13 protein-coding genes are annotated in these 14150 nt (G+C 57.5%); 4 read left to right on the top strand and 9 right to left on the bottom strand.

Going from position 1 to position 14150, the window contains the following annotated elements:
- The first annotated feature begins 59 nt into the window (after positions 1 to 59).
- Both GLP52_RS17725 and GLP52_RS17730 read left to right on the top strand, forming a co-directional pair.
- Positions 60 to 1751 carry an FAD-dependent oxidoreductase gene (locus GLP52_RS17725; protein ID WP_237273898.1) on the top strand — a complete coding sequence of 564 codons (1692 nt, stop codon included), beginning with the start codon at positions 60 to 62 and terminating at the stop codon, positions 1749 to 1751.
- Entirely contained in the window at positions 1752 to 2528 is a 777-nt protein-coding gene (locus tag GLP52_RS17730; protein WP_107717303.1) for an SDR family NAD(P)-dependent oxidoreductase, read from the top strand.
- Positions 2529 to 2550: 22 nt separating this feature from the next.
- On the opposite strand, the gene GLP52_RS17735 is transcribed toward GLP52_RS17730, so the two are convergent.
- From GLP52_RS17735 to GLP52_RS17775, 9 genes are all read right to left on the bottom strand, one after another.
- A complete protein-coding gene (locus GLP52_RS17735) occupies positions 2551 to 3282 on the bottom strand; it encodes an ABC transporter ATP-binding protein (protein ID WP_237273899.1) in 732 nt (243 codons plus the stop codon).
- Between the two features lies 1 nt (position 3283).
- On the bottom strand, positions 3284 to 4033 hold the full coding sequence (locus GLP52_RS17740) for an ABC transporter ATP-binding protein (protein ID WP_237273900.1): 750 nt from the start codon (positions 4031 to 4033) through the stop codon (positions 3284 to 3286).
- Positions 4033 to 5004 (bottom strand): branched-chain amino acid ABC transporter permease, encoded by a 972-nt coding sequence (locus GLP52_RS17745; protein ID WP_107717306.1) that lies wholly within the window; start codon positions 5002 to 5004, stop codon positions 4033 to 4035. Before GLP52_RS17745 ends, GLP52_RS17740 begins: the two co-directional genes overlap by 1 nt.
- Complete coding sequence (locus GLP52_RS17750; RefSeq protein WP_107717308.1) at positions 5001 to 5879, bottom strand: branched-chain amino acid ABC transporter permease; 879 nt, start codon at positions 5877 to 5879, stop codon at positions 5001 to 5003. The genes GLP52_RS17745 and GLP52_RS17750 overlap by 4 nt, the downstream gene beginning before the upstream one ends.
- Before the next feature lie 86 nt (positions 5880 to 5965).
- Entirely contained in the window at positions 5966 to 7096 is a 1131-nt protein-coding gene (locus tag GLP52_RS17755) for an ABC transporter substrate-binding protein (protein WP_237273901.1), read from the bottom strand.
- A gap of 125 nt (positions 7097 to 7221) precedes the next feature.
- Positions 7222 to 8349 (bottom strand): ABC transporter substrate-binding protein, encoded by a 1128-nt coding sequence (locus GLP52_RS17760; protein WP_199908050.1) that lies wholly within the window; start codon positions 8347 to 8349, stop codon positions 7222 to 7224.
- Between the two features lie 38 nt (positions 8350 to 8387).
- Positions 8388 to 9227 carry a shikimate dehydrogenase family protein gene (locus GLP52_RS17765; RefSeq protein WP_237273934.1) on the bottom strand — a complete coding sequence of 280 codons (840 nt, stop codon included), beginning with the start codon at positions 9225 to 9227 and terminating at the stop codon, positions 8388 to 8390.
- A 128-nt stretch (positions 9228 to 9355) separates the two neighbouring features.
- Positions 9356 to 10273, bottom strand: coding sequence for an NAD-dependent epimerase/dehydratase family protein (locus tag GLP52_RS17770; RefSeq protein WP_237273902.1), 918 nt, complete (start codon positions 10271 to 10273; stop codon positions 9356 to 9358).
- The gene (locus GLP52_RS17775) at positions 10270 to 12018 is read right to left on the bottom strand and encodes an FAD-dependent oxidoreductase (RefSeq protein ID WP_237273903.1); all 1749 of its coding nucleotides are present in this window, start codon (positions 12016 to 12018) and stop codon (positions 10270 to 10272) included. Before GLP52_RS17775 ends, GLP52_RS17770 begins: the two co-directional genes overlap by 4 nt.
- Before the next feature lie 189 nt (positions 12019 to 12207).
- Between GLP52_RS17775 and GLP52_RS17780 the strand changes: the two genes are divergently transcribed.
- Together GLP52_RS17780 and GLP52_RS17785 are read left to right on the top strand one after the other, a co-directional pair.
- A complete protein-coding gene (locus GLP52_RS17780) occupies positions 12208 to 13290 on the top strand; it encodes a Gfo/Idh/MocA family protein (protein WP_237273904.1) in 1083 nt (360 codons plus the stop codon).
- 15 nt (positions 13291 to 13305) lie between these two features.
- Complete coding sequence (locus tag GLP52_RS17785; protein ID WP_237273905.1) at positions 13306 to 14121, top strand: IclR family transcriptional regulator; 816 nt, start codon at positions 13306 to 13308, stop codon at positions 14119 to 14121.
- The last annotated feature ends 29 nt before the right edge of the window (positions 14122 to 14150 follow it).

Genomic DNA, 14150 nt, shown 5'->3' on the forward strand with positions numbered 1-14150 from the left:
TTGCCATATCTCAACCATGGGAGGCGGCTGATCCGCGCCGCACAAAAGGAGGAGAAATCATGCAAACGCGTCTCAGGGATGGCACGGAATGCGATGTACTTGTCATCGGGTCGGGGGCCGGTGGGATGGCCACCGCCATCACCGCCGCCAAACAGGGGCTTGATGTCATCATTATCGAAAAAGCCCCAGTCTTTGGTGGGACAACCGCCTTTTCCGGTGGCGTTGTTTGGATACCCGGCAATCCCAATTGCCCGCCGGACGACATCGCACAGGCGCGCGAATACATGAAACACGAGACCGGAAATTTTTATGATGAAAGCGCGGTGAATGCCTATCTCGACACCGGTGCCGAAATGCTTGCGTTTTTTGAACGCGAAACCGAGGTCAAATTCAGCCCCTCGCTTTATCCCGACTATCACCCGGATGCGCCGGGTGGGGCCGACGTGGGTCGTTCGCTGACAGCAACACCCTATGACACCAGCGCCTTGGGGGACAACCTCAAACGCCTGCGCCCGCCGTTGTCGACGATCACCTTCATGGGGATGATGTTCAATTCCTCGAATGCCGACATCAAACATTTCTTTAACGCGACCAAAAGTGTGCGCTCTTTCGCCTATGTCGCCAAACGCCTTGCCGCGCATGCCGCCGAAGTGGTCCGCTATGGTCGCGGCACGCATGTAACCTCGGGCAATGCCTTGGCCGCGCGTTTGGCGAAAAGCTGTTTTGATCTGAACATTCCGATCTACACCGACAGCCCCGCACGGGACCTTTTGACCGAACACGGGGCGGTTGTCGGCGCCAAGGTCAAAGGTCAGATGGGCGATGTGATTGTGCGGGCGCGCAAAGGCGTGGTCTTGGCCGCAGGGGGCTTTGCCCATGACATTGCAAAAATCCGCGAGGCCTATCCGCATCTCAAACGCGGCGGCGAACATCTCTCGCCCGTACCCGAAGACAACACAGGCGACGGCATTGATCTTGGCCGCACTGTCGGGGGCCAGTTTGAGGTGCGGTTCCCGGAAACCTCCGCATGGATGCCGGTCTCGAAAGTGCCAACAAAAACCGGGTTCAAACCCTTTCCACATCTGATTGATCGTTACAAACCGGGCATCATCGGCGTGTTGAAATCCGGCAAACGCTTTACCAATGAAAGTGCCAGCTATCACGATGTCGGTGCCGCGATGATCAAAGCCTGCGAAGGTGAAACAGAGACCGCGTGTTGGCTGATTGCAGACCGTCCGACGATCCGCAAATACGGTCTTGGCTTTGCCAAACCTGCCCCGGTGCCACTCACGCCCTATCTGAAGAATGGCTATCTTGTCTCGGGCAAGACGCTTGAGGACTTGGCACGAAACGCAGGGATAGACGCCAAGGGGCTTGTGGCAACGGTGGCCGCCTATAACAAAGATGCTGTGCGCGGCGAGGACCCCGAATTTGGCCGCGGAGCGACCAGTTTCAACCGCTATCTTGCCGACCCCGACGTACGCCCAAACCCCTGTGTCGCGCCCATCACCGAGGGGCCATTTTATGCGCTCAAACTCGTCATGGGCGATTTGGGCACGTTTGACGGGCTGGCCACCACGGTCGAAGGCCAAGTGCTCGACACCCAAGGCACGCCGATTGACGGGCTTTATGCGGTGGGCAATGACCGTGCCTCGATCATGGGCGGTAACTACCCCGGTGCGGGGATCACGCTCGGCCCGGCGCTGACCTTTGGTTACATCACGGGCCGTCATCTGGCGGGAGTGGCCTGAATGAGCTGGATTGATTTTACAGGAAAAATCGTTGTCGTCACTGGCGGCTCGGGCGGGATTGGCCGCGCCATGTTGGACGCGTTCAAAGCCTTGGGGGCCACGGTGGTGGCCCTCGATTACCGCACAGAGGATGCCGAAGCGGCAGCCCATGCGGTTGGCGGATATGGCTTTGGCTGTGACGTGTCCGATCTGCGCTCTGTTGAGGCAGCGGCAGATCACATCGCCAAACTCGGTGGTGCGGATGTGTTGGTGAACAACGCCGGTATCCTGCGGCCCGGCCCGCTTGAGGATCTGGCGATTGAGGATTGGCAAGCCATGCTCAAGGTCAACTTGGACGGGTGTTTCATCACGGCTCAGAGTTTTGGCAAACAGATGATCGCCAAGGGCGTGGGCGCCTTGGTTCATGTCGCTTCGATTTCTGCCAGTCAGCCCCAGCCCTTTTCGGGCGCCTATTCGCCCGGTAAGGCCGGTGTAGCGATGCTGTCGCGGGCGCTGGCCTATGAATGGGGCCCAAAAGGCGTGCGCTCGAACGTGGTCTCTCCCGGTCTGGTTCTGACCCCGATGTCCGAGCCGTTCTATGCCAATCTTGAGGTCAAAGCCGCACGCGAGCGCCGTGTGCCGACAGGCCGCATTGGCACTGCACAAGACATGGCCAATGCGGCCGTCTTCCTCGCATCGGCGCGGGCATCCTATATCAATGGCCAGGAGATTGTGGTGGACGGGGGGTTGAGCCAAACCTTGATGGGGAGTGTCCCCCGCCCGGGATATACGCAATAGCGTCAAAAGTTGGGGGTGGCGATTACGCCACCTCCTCCATGTGACCGCCGAGGAAAAGCTGGCCCACTCTGGGATTGTTGAGCAAAACATCGGCCCGCTCATGCATCCGCATTTGCCCCAGTTCCAACACGATCCCATCATCCGACATCGCAAGTGCGGCTTTGGCGTTTTGTTCGACCATCAGGATCGTCACGCCTTCGTCGCGCAGGGTTTTGAGGGTTTCAAACACCTCCTGCACCAGATTGGGCGACAGACCGATCGACGGCTCATCAATCAACACAAGTTTCGGGTCTAGAAGCAGGGAGCGCGCGATTTCGAGCTGCTTTTGCTGTCCGCCCGACAATTCAATCGCCTTACGGTCTTTGAATTTGCGCAGCATCGGGAATTGATCCATGACCAGTTCCATCCGGCGTTTCACGCTCGGTTGATCGGAGGAGGTGATCCCGCCCATTTCCAGATTATGCCACACAGAAAGCTGCGGGATGACATTGCGGCCTTGGGGAACATAGGTGACCCCATGACCGATCATCTGTTTCGGAGTCGAGCGTGTCACATCCTCACCATCAAACATGATAGAGCCCGATTGAATATCCAGCATCCCGAAAATGGCTTTGAACACCGTCGACTTTCCCGCACCGTTCGGACCAATCACCGTGGTGATCGTGCCACGCGGGATAGAAAACGTGGTGCCATTGAGAATGGTGATTTTGCCATAGCCCCCGTAGAGGTTTTTCAGTTCCAACATTGCCGACATGTCAGCCTCCCAGATATGCGTCGATGACGTTTTGGTTTGAGCGAATGTCTTCGGGCGCGCCTTCAGCAATGATTTCGCCTTCGGCCAACACGATGATCCGCGTGCACAGCGACATCACGAATTCCATGTTGTGCTCGATGACCACAAAGGTGGTGCCATGTTCGTGGTTGTATGTGATCAAACGCTCTTTGAGATATTGCAGCATGGTCAGATTGACCCCGCCCGCGGGCTCATCAAGCAACACCAGCCCCGGCCCCGCCATAAACGCCATGGCCGCGTCCAGCAGCTTTTGTTGGCCATAGGACAAAGACCCCGCCATCTCGTCGCGCAAATGCCCGAGACGGAAGAATTCGATCATATCCTCAGCAGCCCCCGTCAGCCCCGCGTCCGATTTGCCAAACAGTCGCGTCAGCATCGTGCCGTGGTGTTCCTGCCCCGCCATGATGATGTTCTCGATCACCGACATTTGCGGAAACACCGAAAGCTGTTGGAACGTGCGCCCAACGCCAAGCCGGTTGAGGTCATGCGCCTGTGCCCCTGCGACAGATTTACCATTGATCTGCACCGTGCCGGCACTGGGGGCAAGCTGTCCGAGAATACAGTTGAACAGCGTCGATTTACCGGAACCATTCGGGCCAATAAGACCCAGAATTTCACCTTTTTTCACCTCGAATGAAACGCCATTGACGGCTTTGATCGGTCCGAAATGCTTGGTCATGTCTTTGACCGATAGAACGGTTTCAGTTTGCATCACAACTGTGCTCCCTGTTTGAGATCGCCGCGCTCTTTACGAGGTTTCATCGCGATCAGGAGTTTACGCCCAAGGCCCAAAAGCCCCTGCGGTGAGAAGATCATGACCACGAGCACCAAAAGCGCGTAGATGATGAGGTAATAGCCATCGGTAAAGCGCAGCATTTCCGGCAGCAGCACGACAAGAGCCGCGCCGAGGATAGGACCAAAGAAGTAGCCAGAGCCGCCGACAATCACCATGAGCAAGATTTTGAGCGACAGGATCAACGTGAACGAGCCGGGTTCGATGAACTGCACCAAGGGCGCTTGCAGTGCGCCAGCCAGACCGGCCATAGAGGAGCCAATCGCAAAGGCCAAAAGCGTCATACGGGTGGTGTTGAGACCCAAGGAATTGGCCCGGATCGGATTTTCGCGCAGCGCTTTGAACGCGCGGCCCCAAGGCGAATGCAACATCCATGCCATCGCTCCCGCCGTCACCAAGAAACACACAACCGTGAAGTAATAGAACGGCAGTTGCTTCATCGTATCGAACGGACCAAACACCGGACGCGGGATGCCGACGAGGCCAAGCGAGCCACCCGTAAGCCAATCCTCATTGCGCAAGACAAGAAAGACGAGCGCATTGAATGCAAGTGTCACGAAGGCAAGAAAATGGTGTTGTACCCGAAGCGCCGGATAGCCCAAAACCAGACCGATCAAGAACGTGGCCGAGATCGAGCAAAACACCGCAACGAGCCAATGCACGCCTGCCATGGTCAAAAGGGCGGTGACATAGGCCCCGATCCCCATGAACGCGGCCTGCGCCAAACTGATTTGGCCCGCGTAGCCAAGTGTCAGGTTCAGCCCCATAGCGGAGATCGAAAAGATCAACCAAGAGCACAGGATGTAGATGATGTAGTTGCCCTGCCCCATCGGTGCGAGCAGGAGAGCCACACCAAAAGCAATAAGGAAAAGAATGCGAAAAGCGGTCATACGGTCCTCCCTTCGGACGTGCCCATGATGCCTTGTGGGCGCACCATGATGATGACGATGAGTAGGATAAGCGGGATCGCCGAGCGATATTCGGCGGAGATATAAACGGCGGCGAGATTGTCGAGCACGCCGATCAAAAGCCCGCCGACAAGCGCGCCCCTGATTTGGTTAAACCCGCCAACGATGGCCGCGATAAAGGCAATCATGCCAAGCGTTTCGCCGTTGGAAAATTTGGCCAGATAGACTGGTGAAATCAGAATGGACGCGATGGCCGCCAACGCGCCGTTGATCAAAAACGTGTACATCACCATTCGTTTGACATCGACGCCAAGAATTTCGGCCACGCGCGGATCTTGCGCGGTGGCTTGCATGGCGCGGCCCGTGCGGGTGCGTTGCAAGAACAATTGCAGGGAGATGATCGCCGCAAAGGCCACGGCAAGGTTACAGAGATCCTGAACCGACACCGACGCACCGAAGACATTCATCACATGCTGCGGAAACAGCGGCGGAAAGGGCTGACCTTGGGCGGAATAGAATTCCTTGACGCTTTCTTTCATCAAAAGCCCCAAGGCGATGGTGGCGATCACCAAAGGCATTGAACCATGCGGCAGCATCGGCTCAACCACCAGCTTTTTGAACATCGCGCCAAGGATCACAATTGACATCACAAAGGCAGTCAGGATTGCCGCCCAAAGCGGCAATCCAAACAAGGTCATCCCCGCCAACACGAAGAAGGCAGGCAACATGACGAATTCGCCCTGCGCGAAGTTGATGGTTTGCGAGGCCTGCCACAACAGGGTGAACCCCACGGCGGCCAAGGCATAGATCGCACCAGACGACAGGCCCGATATGAGAATTTGCAGAAGTTCGGCCATCGCCATTCCTTCCCAATTGAGTGTTAAAAGACCCTCTGCTCCGATGGAACAGAGGTCGCGGAGCGGCCCCGCATGCGTTGCGAAACTCAGTTTGCGGGGAGAACTTCGGAGACCGTTTCGCGGCCATCCTGAACTTCCACCATGTAGCTTTTGCGCGACACCTCACCGGCATCATCCCAGCACATGTCGATCAAAACGCCGGGGTAGGTCTTGGCATCAAGACACAGCCCGTGCATGACATCGGCAAGTTTTTGACTGTTCACTTCGCCGACCATTTCCGTGCCGTATTTGATTGTATACGCGCCGATGTAACCCTTCATCCCGTTGTAATCGGGGCTATAGCCAAACCGTTCAGAGAACTTTGTGGCAAATTCGTGCACCAAAGGATCATCGGCGGCGATGGTGAGGGCGGCGTGGCTTTTGGCGCCGTTGGCCGCCGGACCCGCAAGATCAATGACCTTCTCAGAGGTCAAAACACTGTCACCAATGCGCGGGATGTCGAGGCCCTGTTTGACCGCTTCCATCAAAAACCGCGCCGCTTCCTCTTGGGTGAGGTAAATAAAAACCGCCTCAGCGCCGGAGTTTTTGATTTTCAAAACATCGGCGGAAAAATCCGCTTGACCTTGTTCTGAGGGCACATCCGCCACAACGTCCAAACCGACCGCCTTAACGTTTTCAACGAAACTGTCATGGCCACCTTTGCCAAATTCCGTATTGGCCCAAGCAACGGCCACTGTGCTCACCCCCAGCTGATCCTTGAGATAGGCCGCAATTTTGGGCATCCCCTTTTGCGCACCCCAATTGGTTCGAAAAATATAAGGGTTGCCCTTTTGCGTGATCGACGGGGCCTCGGAGGCGGTGACTTGTGGGATGCCGTTTTGTTGCGCGACCAACATGTTCACCACGGTCGACGAGGAATACACCGTCCCCAAAAGCGCAAAAGCGCCCTCATCAATGGCCTTTTGCACCAAGGCGCGGCTCACCTGTGGGTCGGTTTGTGTGTCGTATTTTGACATATCGACCTGCATACTGAGGATTCCACCATTTGCATTGATCTCGTCAATCGCAAGATCCACGCCATCGGACCACACCGACCCTGCGGCAGCCCCCGGCCCCGACAGTTCCGCAATATTGGCGATTTTCACCGTTTCAGCATGCGCAGACATCGCCATCATCATGACGCTCAGGCTCACACCCGCAATAACCCTGCGTTTCATATCCATTCCTCCCATTTTAGTCCTCTGATGATCCATCAGAACGGTGCATCCGGCTGGTGTCATTGCGCACCCTTGCCAGATCACTCTGCACCTGCGCGTCACAGGTGCAGAGCTGGTGCCCTGTCTCAGTTCGGCGGCAAAATGGTTGTGATTTCTTGTGCGCCGTTTTTGACTTCAACCATGAAACTTTCGCGAGACACTTCGCCGGTTTCATCCCAGCAAATGTCCATCAAAACGCCGGGATAGGTGGCTGCATCCAAACACGTGCCATGCAGTGCATCCGTCAATTTTTGGCTGTCCGCCTCGCCAACGATCTCTGTACCGTATTTGATGGCATAGGCACCGATGTAGCCTTTGATCGCGTTGTGATCGGGGCGATAGCCAAACCGCTCGGTGAACTTCGCGCTCATTGCCTGCAACAGCGGCACGGGGGCATCAGCCGAAAGTGCGACATGACCCAAGGCACCCTCAGCCGCTCCCCCGGACAGATCAATGACTTTTTGCGATGCCAACACCGTGTCGCCGATCATCGGAATGGTGAGGCCTTGCTTCTTGGCCTCAATCAAAAACCGCGCGCTTTCCTCTTCGGTCAGATAAATAAACACGGCTTCGGCGCCGGTATTTTTGATCTTCAGAATATCGGCAGAAAAATCGGCCTGTCCTTGCTCGGAGGGCACATCAGACACAACCTCAAGCCCCATCTCTTTGGCCACATCGACAAAGGCATCATGGCCGCCCTTACCGTATTCCGTATTGGCCCAAGCGATCGCCACTTTGCTCACCTCAAGGCCGTCTTTGAGATAAGCACCAATTTTCGGCATCCCCTTTTGCGCGCCAAAGGTGGTACGGAAAATATAAGGGTTGCCTTTCTGCGTGATCGAGGGAGCCTCGGAGCCGGTGAATTGTGGGATGCCGTTTTGTTGCGCGACCAACATGTTCACCACGGTCGACGAGGAATACACCGTCCCCAAAAGCGCAAAAGCGCCCTCATCAATGGCCTTTTGCACCAAAGCCCGGCTTTGCAACGGGTCGGTTTGGCTGTCGTATTCCGACATATCGACCTGCATCCCAAGAATGCCGCCGTTTTCGTTGATCTCATCAATGGCCAGATGCACACCATCAGCCCAAACCGACCCGGCGGCGGCCCCGGCACCTGATAGTTCGGCAATATTGGCAATTTTCAATGTGTCCGCCTGCGCGGCCCATCCCAGACCTGCGGCAAGCGCGGTCCCTGTCAGAAGTGTTTTCAGCATAGTATCCTCCCTGATTGATGCTGGTCGTTGAAACGGGGCTATGTGTTTTGTTTTCCCGCTTTCATTCCTGTCATAGCGTTCACCAAAAGATCCGCTTGCGCATTGAACATCCCGAGCCCGGGCATGGTGACGCATCCTTTGGCCTGCGCGATCGCAAGCTGCGGCGTGATTTCTGGTTTGGTGATACAATCGGCCACAAATTGATGGCTTTGATATTTGTCGGCCTCAATCGGCAGCGGATCTCCATCCCGCATCCCCACGGGCGTGGCATTTCCGATGAAATCATAGCCTGTCGGGTCTGCCGATCCGGCCCCCACCTGTCCGGGGAACCGCGCGTCGAGTCGTGCAATCGCGGCGTCTCGGCGCGCCTCGTCCGCATCGTGAATCGCAAGATAAGCGGCACCGCGTGCGAGAATTTCATAAGCAATCGCAGCGCCCGCGCCGCCGACACCAACCAAAAGCGCGCGTTTGCCCGCAACCTCATAGCCACAGGCCGCAACGCCGTTCAGATAGCCCTGACCATCGGTGTTATCGCCTTCCCAAGTGCCGTCCTCACGTTTGTGCATCACATTGACGGAACCCGCGAATTCAGCGCGCTCGGTGGGAAAATCGCACAGCGCGAGCGTGGCTTGTTTATGGGGCACAGTCGCGATCAAGCCGCGCACATTTCGTGTCGTTTTCATCACCGCCACAAAGGCCGGATACGCCGCCGCCGTCACATGCGTCGGGATAACAAGCCCATTAATCCCGCGCGCCACAAGGATGTCCGTCAACAGGCCCGGCGATTTCACCTGGCCAATCGGATCCCCGGCGATCGGAAACAACACGGTCTCCCCCGTAAGCGTCACGTCCATCCCATCATCCTCCCTGACGCGCATCACGCTACGTCACCTGGCTCTCAAAATTGCAATCCTTCGCCGATTTAAGAATGGACGGCGCTCCATATAACTTGGACAATTCGCTAGACCCCAAAGCCGGGGCCATCGCCTTCTCACTGACACGCAGCCTATATTTCAGAAGCCTTGCGCCAATGGCTCAAAGTCTCGGCAATCCCTTCCTCCAAAGAGGTCACCCGCAGCGCATCAAACCAATCCGAATGCCCCCCACCTTGGAGCAATACCGGCGTTTTGAGCCGTGGCCCCGTGCCCGAAACCGCAGCATCCGGCACCGCCCGCTTGAGTGCTGAGATAAAGCCATCAACCGTGGCCGAAACCCCATGAAGATCATAGACCTGTGCCCCCTCCCACGCGTCAAAAAGCCCAGCCACAAAGGCCCGAGCAACGTCTGAGACATGGACAAATCCCACAGGACCGGAAAACTGAATTGTGGCAGATTGTCCAAGAGCGGCAGCGCGCAATGCAATCGAAGGCCCGGCTGCAATGCCCCTGCTTTCACCGGGACCATAGACGATATAGGGGCGAAATCCGACGCTTGGCAGGCCGTGATCCAGCCACGCACACCGCGCCATGCCCTCAATCGCCAGTTTGTGCACGCCGTAAAGGGTCTCAGGATTTGGCAAGATGCCCTCCCCTGATCCGTAGACCGCCGAGCTGGACGCGTAGGCCAACCGCTCCGCGCCATTCTTGATCGCCAAATCCATCACCGTTTGACTGCCGATGAGATTCACCAGAGCAGCGCGGAGCGGATCAACCTTGCAATCGACGGTCATCAGTCCGGCCAGATGGACAACCGCGCCGCAGCCGTCCATCGCCCTTGCCACATCCTCGTGCTGCGTCACATCACCCGCAACACCCTCACAGCTCTGCGACAGGCCGCCCCGCACAAAATCAAGCGTCTCGGCGTTGAGCTTTCGATCAAACACCCGCGGACGCAGCCCCTGCGCGACAAGCTCGCGCGCGACAAAAGCCCCAAGGAATCCGGTCCCGCCGGTCACCAAAACTGGCTTGTCTTGCCAGCGGCTCATGAGGCTATCCGATCTGCGCGGGCGGTCTTGCGCTGTGCCGCATGGGTCGCCGCGATCGAGCCGAAAACAATGCCCGGACCGATGGTGATACCGGGGCCGGGATAGACCCCTCCCATGATCGAATTCATATCAGCGCCTGCCGCATAAAGCCCCTCGATTACGGTGCCATTTTCCGTCAGCAAACGGGCGTTTTCATCGGTAACAAGACCCTGAGCCGCGCCAATATCGCCCGGATACAGTTTGACCGCATAATAGGGACCCTTGCCAAGCGGGCGCAGGGTGGGGTTTGGCCCGTCATGGGTGGCATCACCATTGGCGCGCTCATAGACGGTTTCACCCCGGTGAAAATCCTGATCCACGCCCTGCTTTGCCATCTCATTAAACCGCGCCACGGTGGCGCTCAGGTTTGCGCCATCAATGCCAAGTTGCGCGGCAAGATCGCCCAGATCGCGTCCCTCAGTCAGATAGCCTTCGGCGATGTACGGTCCAAAATTCTTGGTCCCCGGATGGATCATGCCCATGCCGTATTTGCGCGCCGCTGCCGCGTCGGCAATGAGGAACGTCGGAATATGCGAGCCGTCCTTGTCGGCCGCATACATGGCGGAGACAAATTCATGATAGCTGCGGCTTTCGTTGACGAAGCGTTTGCCGTCGCGCCCGACCGAAATGATCCCCGGCTTGGAGCGGTCCAACACGAAATGCGGAAACGCAGCCTCTGTCCCGTCCGCGCGTTTACGGATCGACACCGGCGCCCAGTAACATGGCTGCGCCGAACTGTCGGAATAATGCGCCCCAAGCCCTAGGACAATGTCGTGCAACTCGCCCGTATGGCCGGGAGCCGCTGGCGACACACGCGGCGTCGGTGCGGGCATCATGGTTTGACGTTTGACAGGGTGGCGCGCAAAACCGCCGGAGGCAAGCACCACGCCTTTGGTTGCTGTGACGTCGAAAGACTGCCCGCTTTGCTCCAAAGTCAGCCGATACGCCCCCTCTTCGAGCGGCGTCAATCCCGTGGTTTTGGTCTGTGTGACAATCTCAACCCCGCGCTTGCGTGCCTCATAAAGAAACCGCCCGATCAACGCATTCCCCATCAACAGGCGTGTGTCGCGGCCATGCGCCCATTTTCGCAAATAATAGCGCGCGACGATCCGGATCGAATAGGCCAGCGAGCGTGGGCTTTTCTTCATCTTGAGCAAATGCGCGATGTCATCACGGTCAATCTGCATCCCGCCCAAAATAGTGAATTCCGGGATCGGTGGACGCACAAGCTTTAGGTCATCGCCCAGCAACGCGCCGTCAAAGGGCACAGGCTCAAGCGCGCGACCAAAGGCGGTCGAGCCTTCGAGTTCAAACAAGTAGTCGGGATGGAAAGGACGACCCCGGAACCGGACGTTTGTCTCATCTTCAAGGCGATGGATCGCGCCGGGGCCGCGTTTGACAAAGGCCTCGCGCAGGGCACGCGGCGCGCGGTTCCCAACGGCACGATCCAGAAACGCCAGAACAGACTCTTCGCTGTCTTTCGCCCCCAACTCATCACGAAACCGGGTGTTTGGCACCCATGTGGTTGCCGCCGACAAAGCCGAGGTGCCTCCAAGGAATTCTGTGCGTTCCACCAGCAAAACGCGCACGCCTTCAAGAGCCGCAAACACGGCGGCAGACAGGCCTGCCGCCCCCGCCCCAAGAACGACCACATCGTAGCTGGCGCCATTTTCAAGCTGTGCGCCAGAGCGCGATTCTTTTGACATAGAGTCCTCCCTGAGCGCTCAAGTCTTTAATTTAACAAGACTTTTATACCAAACGCCTTAATTCTTTCATCAGCATGTCTTAAAATAGAAACTCTTTCAACTTTTAAATCTTGTTTTATTTTTAGCTTTGGTTGATATAGTTGTGGAAAGCACAGGTGCTCCGAAACACCTGTCTGAGGGAGGACCCACATGACACAGACACGATTGGCCATTGTTGGGGGCGGCATCATTGGGCGCACCCATGCCGATGCGATCCGCGCCTGTCCCGGCACCGATCTCGTTGCCATTGTCGATCCGTTTGAGTCGGGCAAATCCCTTGCCAAAGACCTGGAATGCCCCCATCTGGAAACACTTACAGCCCTGATTGAGTTGCGCCCAGACGGGGTGATTATTGCCACGCCAAATGCGCTTCATGTGCCGCAGGCGATGACATTGATCCGTGCGGGCCTTCCTGTGCTGGTCGAAAAACCCTTGGGCGACACGGCCAATAGCTGCGCGGCTTTGGTGGCCCTGTCAGATCGCACAGGGGTGCCGGGGCTTGTCGGTCATCACCGCCGCCACAACCCCATCGTTCAAGCCGCCAAAACAGCCATCACCGAGGGTCGTTTCGGCACATTGGTCAGCGGCACAATCTCCGCCACGCTCTACAAGGATACCCGCTATTTCGATGTGACTTGGCGGCGGGAACCGGGCGCGGGTGGACCGATCCTGATCAATTTGATTCATGAAATCGACCTCGTGCGGCATTTGTTTGGCGAAATCACAGAGGTCACGGCCCTCAGCTCAAACAGCCAACGCGGCTTTGACGTCGAAGACACCGCCGCCGTGATCCTGCGCCTTGAAACCGGCGGGTTGATCACCATTGCGCTGACCGATGCGGGTGTGGGGCCATGGTGTTGGGACACGACCGCAGGCGAAAATCCGGCGCGGTTTCCGGCGATGCCCGCCGTCTCGCATATGTTTGCCGGGACACAGGCCGGGATAAGCCTGCCGGATCTGTCGCTTTGGACCCATGAAGGTCCGCGCGATTGGACCGTGCCTCAGATCAATCGGCCGCTCGATCTGGTCGCGACCGACAGCTATGTCGAACAAATCCGCCATTTTGCCGCCGTGATCAAAGGACATGAAACCCCGCGCATCACCTTGTCCGATGGCGCGCGCAACATTGCAGTGATCGAGGCGATCCGTGGGTCCATCACACAAAGACGCCCTGTTCCGCTTGGCACACACAGGATAAACACGTCGTCAAAGCCAAAAGCGATGATGGAGTAAGCGATGTCCGGTGTGATGGAGAGAACCCTTTCGATCCTTGAACTTCTTGGGAAACATCCCGAAGGCGTTCAAGTGAGCGCGATCGCGAGCGAGCTGGATATGCCCGCCTCGGCAGCGCATCGATTGCTCAAAGAACTGTCGCAATACGGCTATGTGCGACAGCTCAGGAACCAAGGCGATTACGCTCTCACCATCAAACTCGCAGGCATCGGGTTGGCGTTTTTGGCCCGCACCGGCGTGCCCGATATTGCACAGCCCATCCTTGATCGCTTGGCGGCGGATTCGCGCGAACTTGTGCGCCTGTCCGTGATTGATGGCGAGGATCTTGTCTGGGTCGGCGTGGCGCAGGGCGCGGTTGCGGGCCTGCGCTATGACCCCGGTCGTGAACAGGGGATCAAGGTGCATTTGGCCGGCTCGGCGGGTGGACATGCCTGGCTGTCAACACTGACGGATGAGCAAGCGCTTGAGAAAATTGGTGAGCAAGGGCTGCGGGCGGATTTTGCCATGGGGCCGGGCGCGCCTACGTCAATTCCAGAGGTGCTGGCCTCGCTGGCTGACACCCGCAAACGCGGCTATGCCACCATGTCCGACAGCTATCATGCCGGGATGGCGGCGATGGCTGTTCCCATTTTTCGCAGCGAAGACAATGCTGTGATCGGCTGTCTGTCCATCGCCGGGCCGGGTGTGCGTGTGACGCCCGAATTGATGGACCAATTCCACCCGCTTCTGCGCGAAGCCGCCGATGAAATTGGCGGGGCGGCAGAGGCGTCTTTCTTTTTCAACCGCAACCGGGCCCTGCCCGCAGAAACCGAAACCCGTCAGGCTGGCTGACCGCAAGGTCCTGTCATCTGACCCGAATG

This window comes from Sulfitobacter sp. M22, from assembly GCF_021736025.1.
GTDB classification, from domain to species: Bacteria; Pseudomonadota; Alphaproteobacteria; order Rhodobacterales; family Rhodobacteraceae; genus Sulfitobacter; species Sulfitobacter litoralis.

Bases quoted from the DNA above. Each gene is read 5' to 3' on its own strand.
- GLP52_RS17740 (WP_237273900.1), bottom strand. From the start codon at position 4,033: ATGCAAACTGAAACCGTTCTATCGGTCAAAGACATGACCAAGCATTTC.
- GLP52_RS17765 (WP_237273934.1), bottom strand. From the start codon at position 9,227: ATGCGCGTCAGGGAGGATGATGGGATGGACGTGACGCTTACGGGGGAG.
- GLP52_RS17745 (WP_107717306.1), bottom strand. From the start codon at position 5,004: ATGACCGCTTTTCGCATTCTTTTCCTTATTGCTTTTGGTGTGGCTCTC.
- GLP52_RS17735 (WP_237273899.1), bottom strand. From the start codon at position 3,282: ATGTCGGCAATGTTGGAACTGAAAAACCTCTACGGGGGCTATGGCAAA.
- GLP52_RS17775 (WP_237273903.1), bottom strand. From the start codon at position 12,018: ATGTCAAAAGAATCGCGCTCTGGCGCACAGCTTGAAAATGGCGCCAGC.
- GLP52_RS17730 (WP_107717303.1), top strand. From the start codon at position 1,752: ATGAGCTGGATTGATTTTACAGGAAAAATCGTTGTCGTCACTGGCGGC.
- GLP52_RS17770 (WP_237273902.1), bottom strand. From the start codon at position 10,273: ATGAGCCGCTGGCAAGACAAGCCAGTTTTGGTGACCGGCGGGACCGGA.
- GLP52_RS17725 (WP_237273898.1), top strand. From the start codon at position 60: ATGCAAACGCGTCTCAGGGATGGCACGGAATGCGATGTACTTGTCATC.
- GLP52_RS17780 (WP_237273904.1), top strand. From the start codon at position 12,208: ATGACACAGACACGATTGGCCATTGTTGGGGGCGGCATCATTGGGCGC.
- GLP52_RS17750 (WP_107717308.1), bottom strand. From the start codon at position 5,879: ATGGCCGAACTTCTGCAAATTCTCATATCGGGCCTGTCGTCTGGTGCG.
- GLP52_RS17785 (WP_237273905.1), top strand. From the start codon at position 13,306: ATGGAGAGAACCCTTTCGATCCTTGAACTTCTTGGGAAACATCCCGAA.
- GLP52_RS17760 (WP_199908050.1), bottom strand. From the start codon at position 8,349: ATGCTGAAAACACTTCTGACAGGGACCGCGCTTGCCGCAGGTCTGGGA.
- GLP52_RS17755 (WP_237273901.1), bottom strand. From the start codon at position 7,096: ATGAAACGCAGGGTTATTGCGGGTGTGAGCCTGAGCGTCATGATGATG.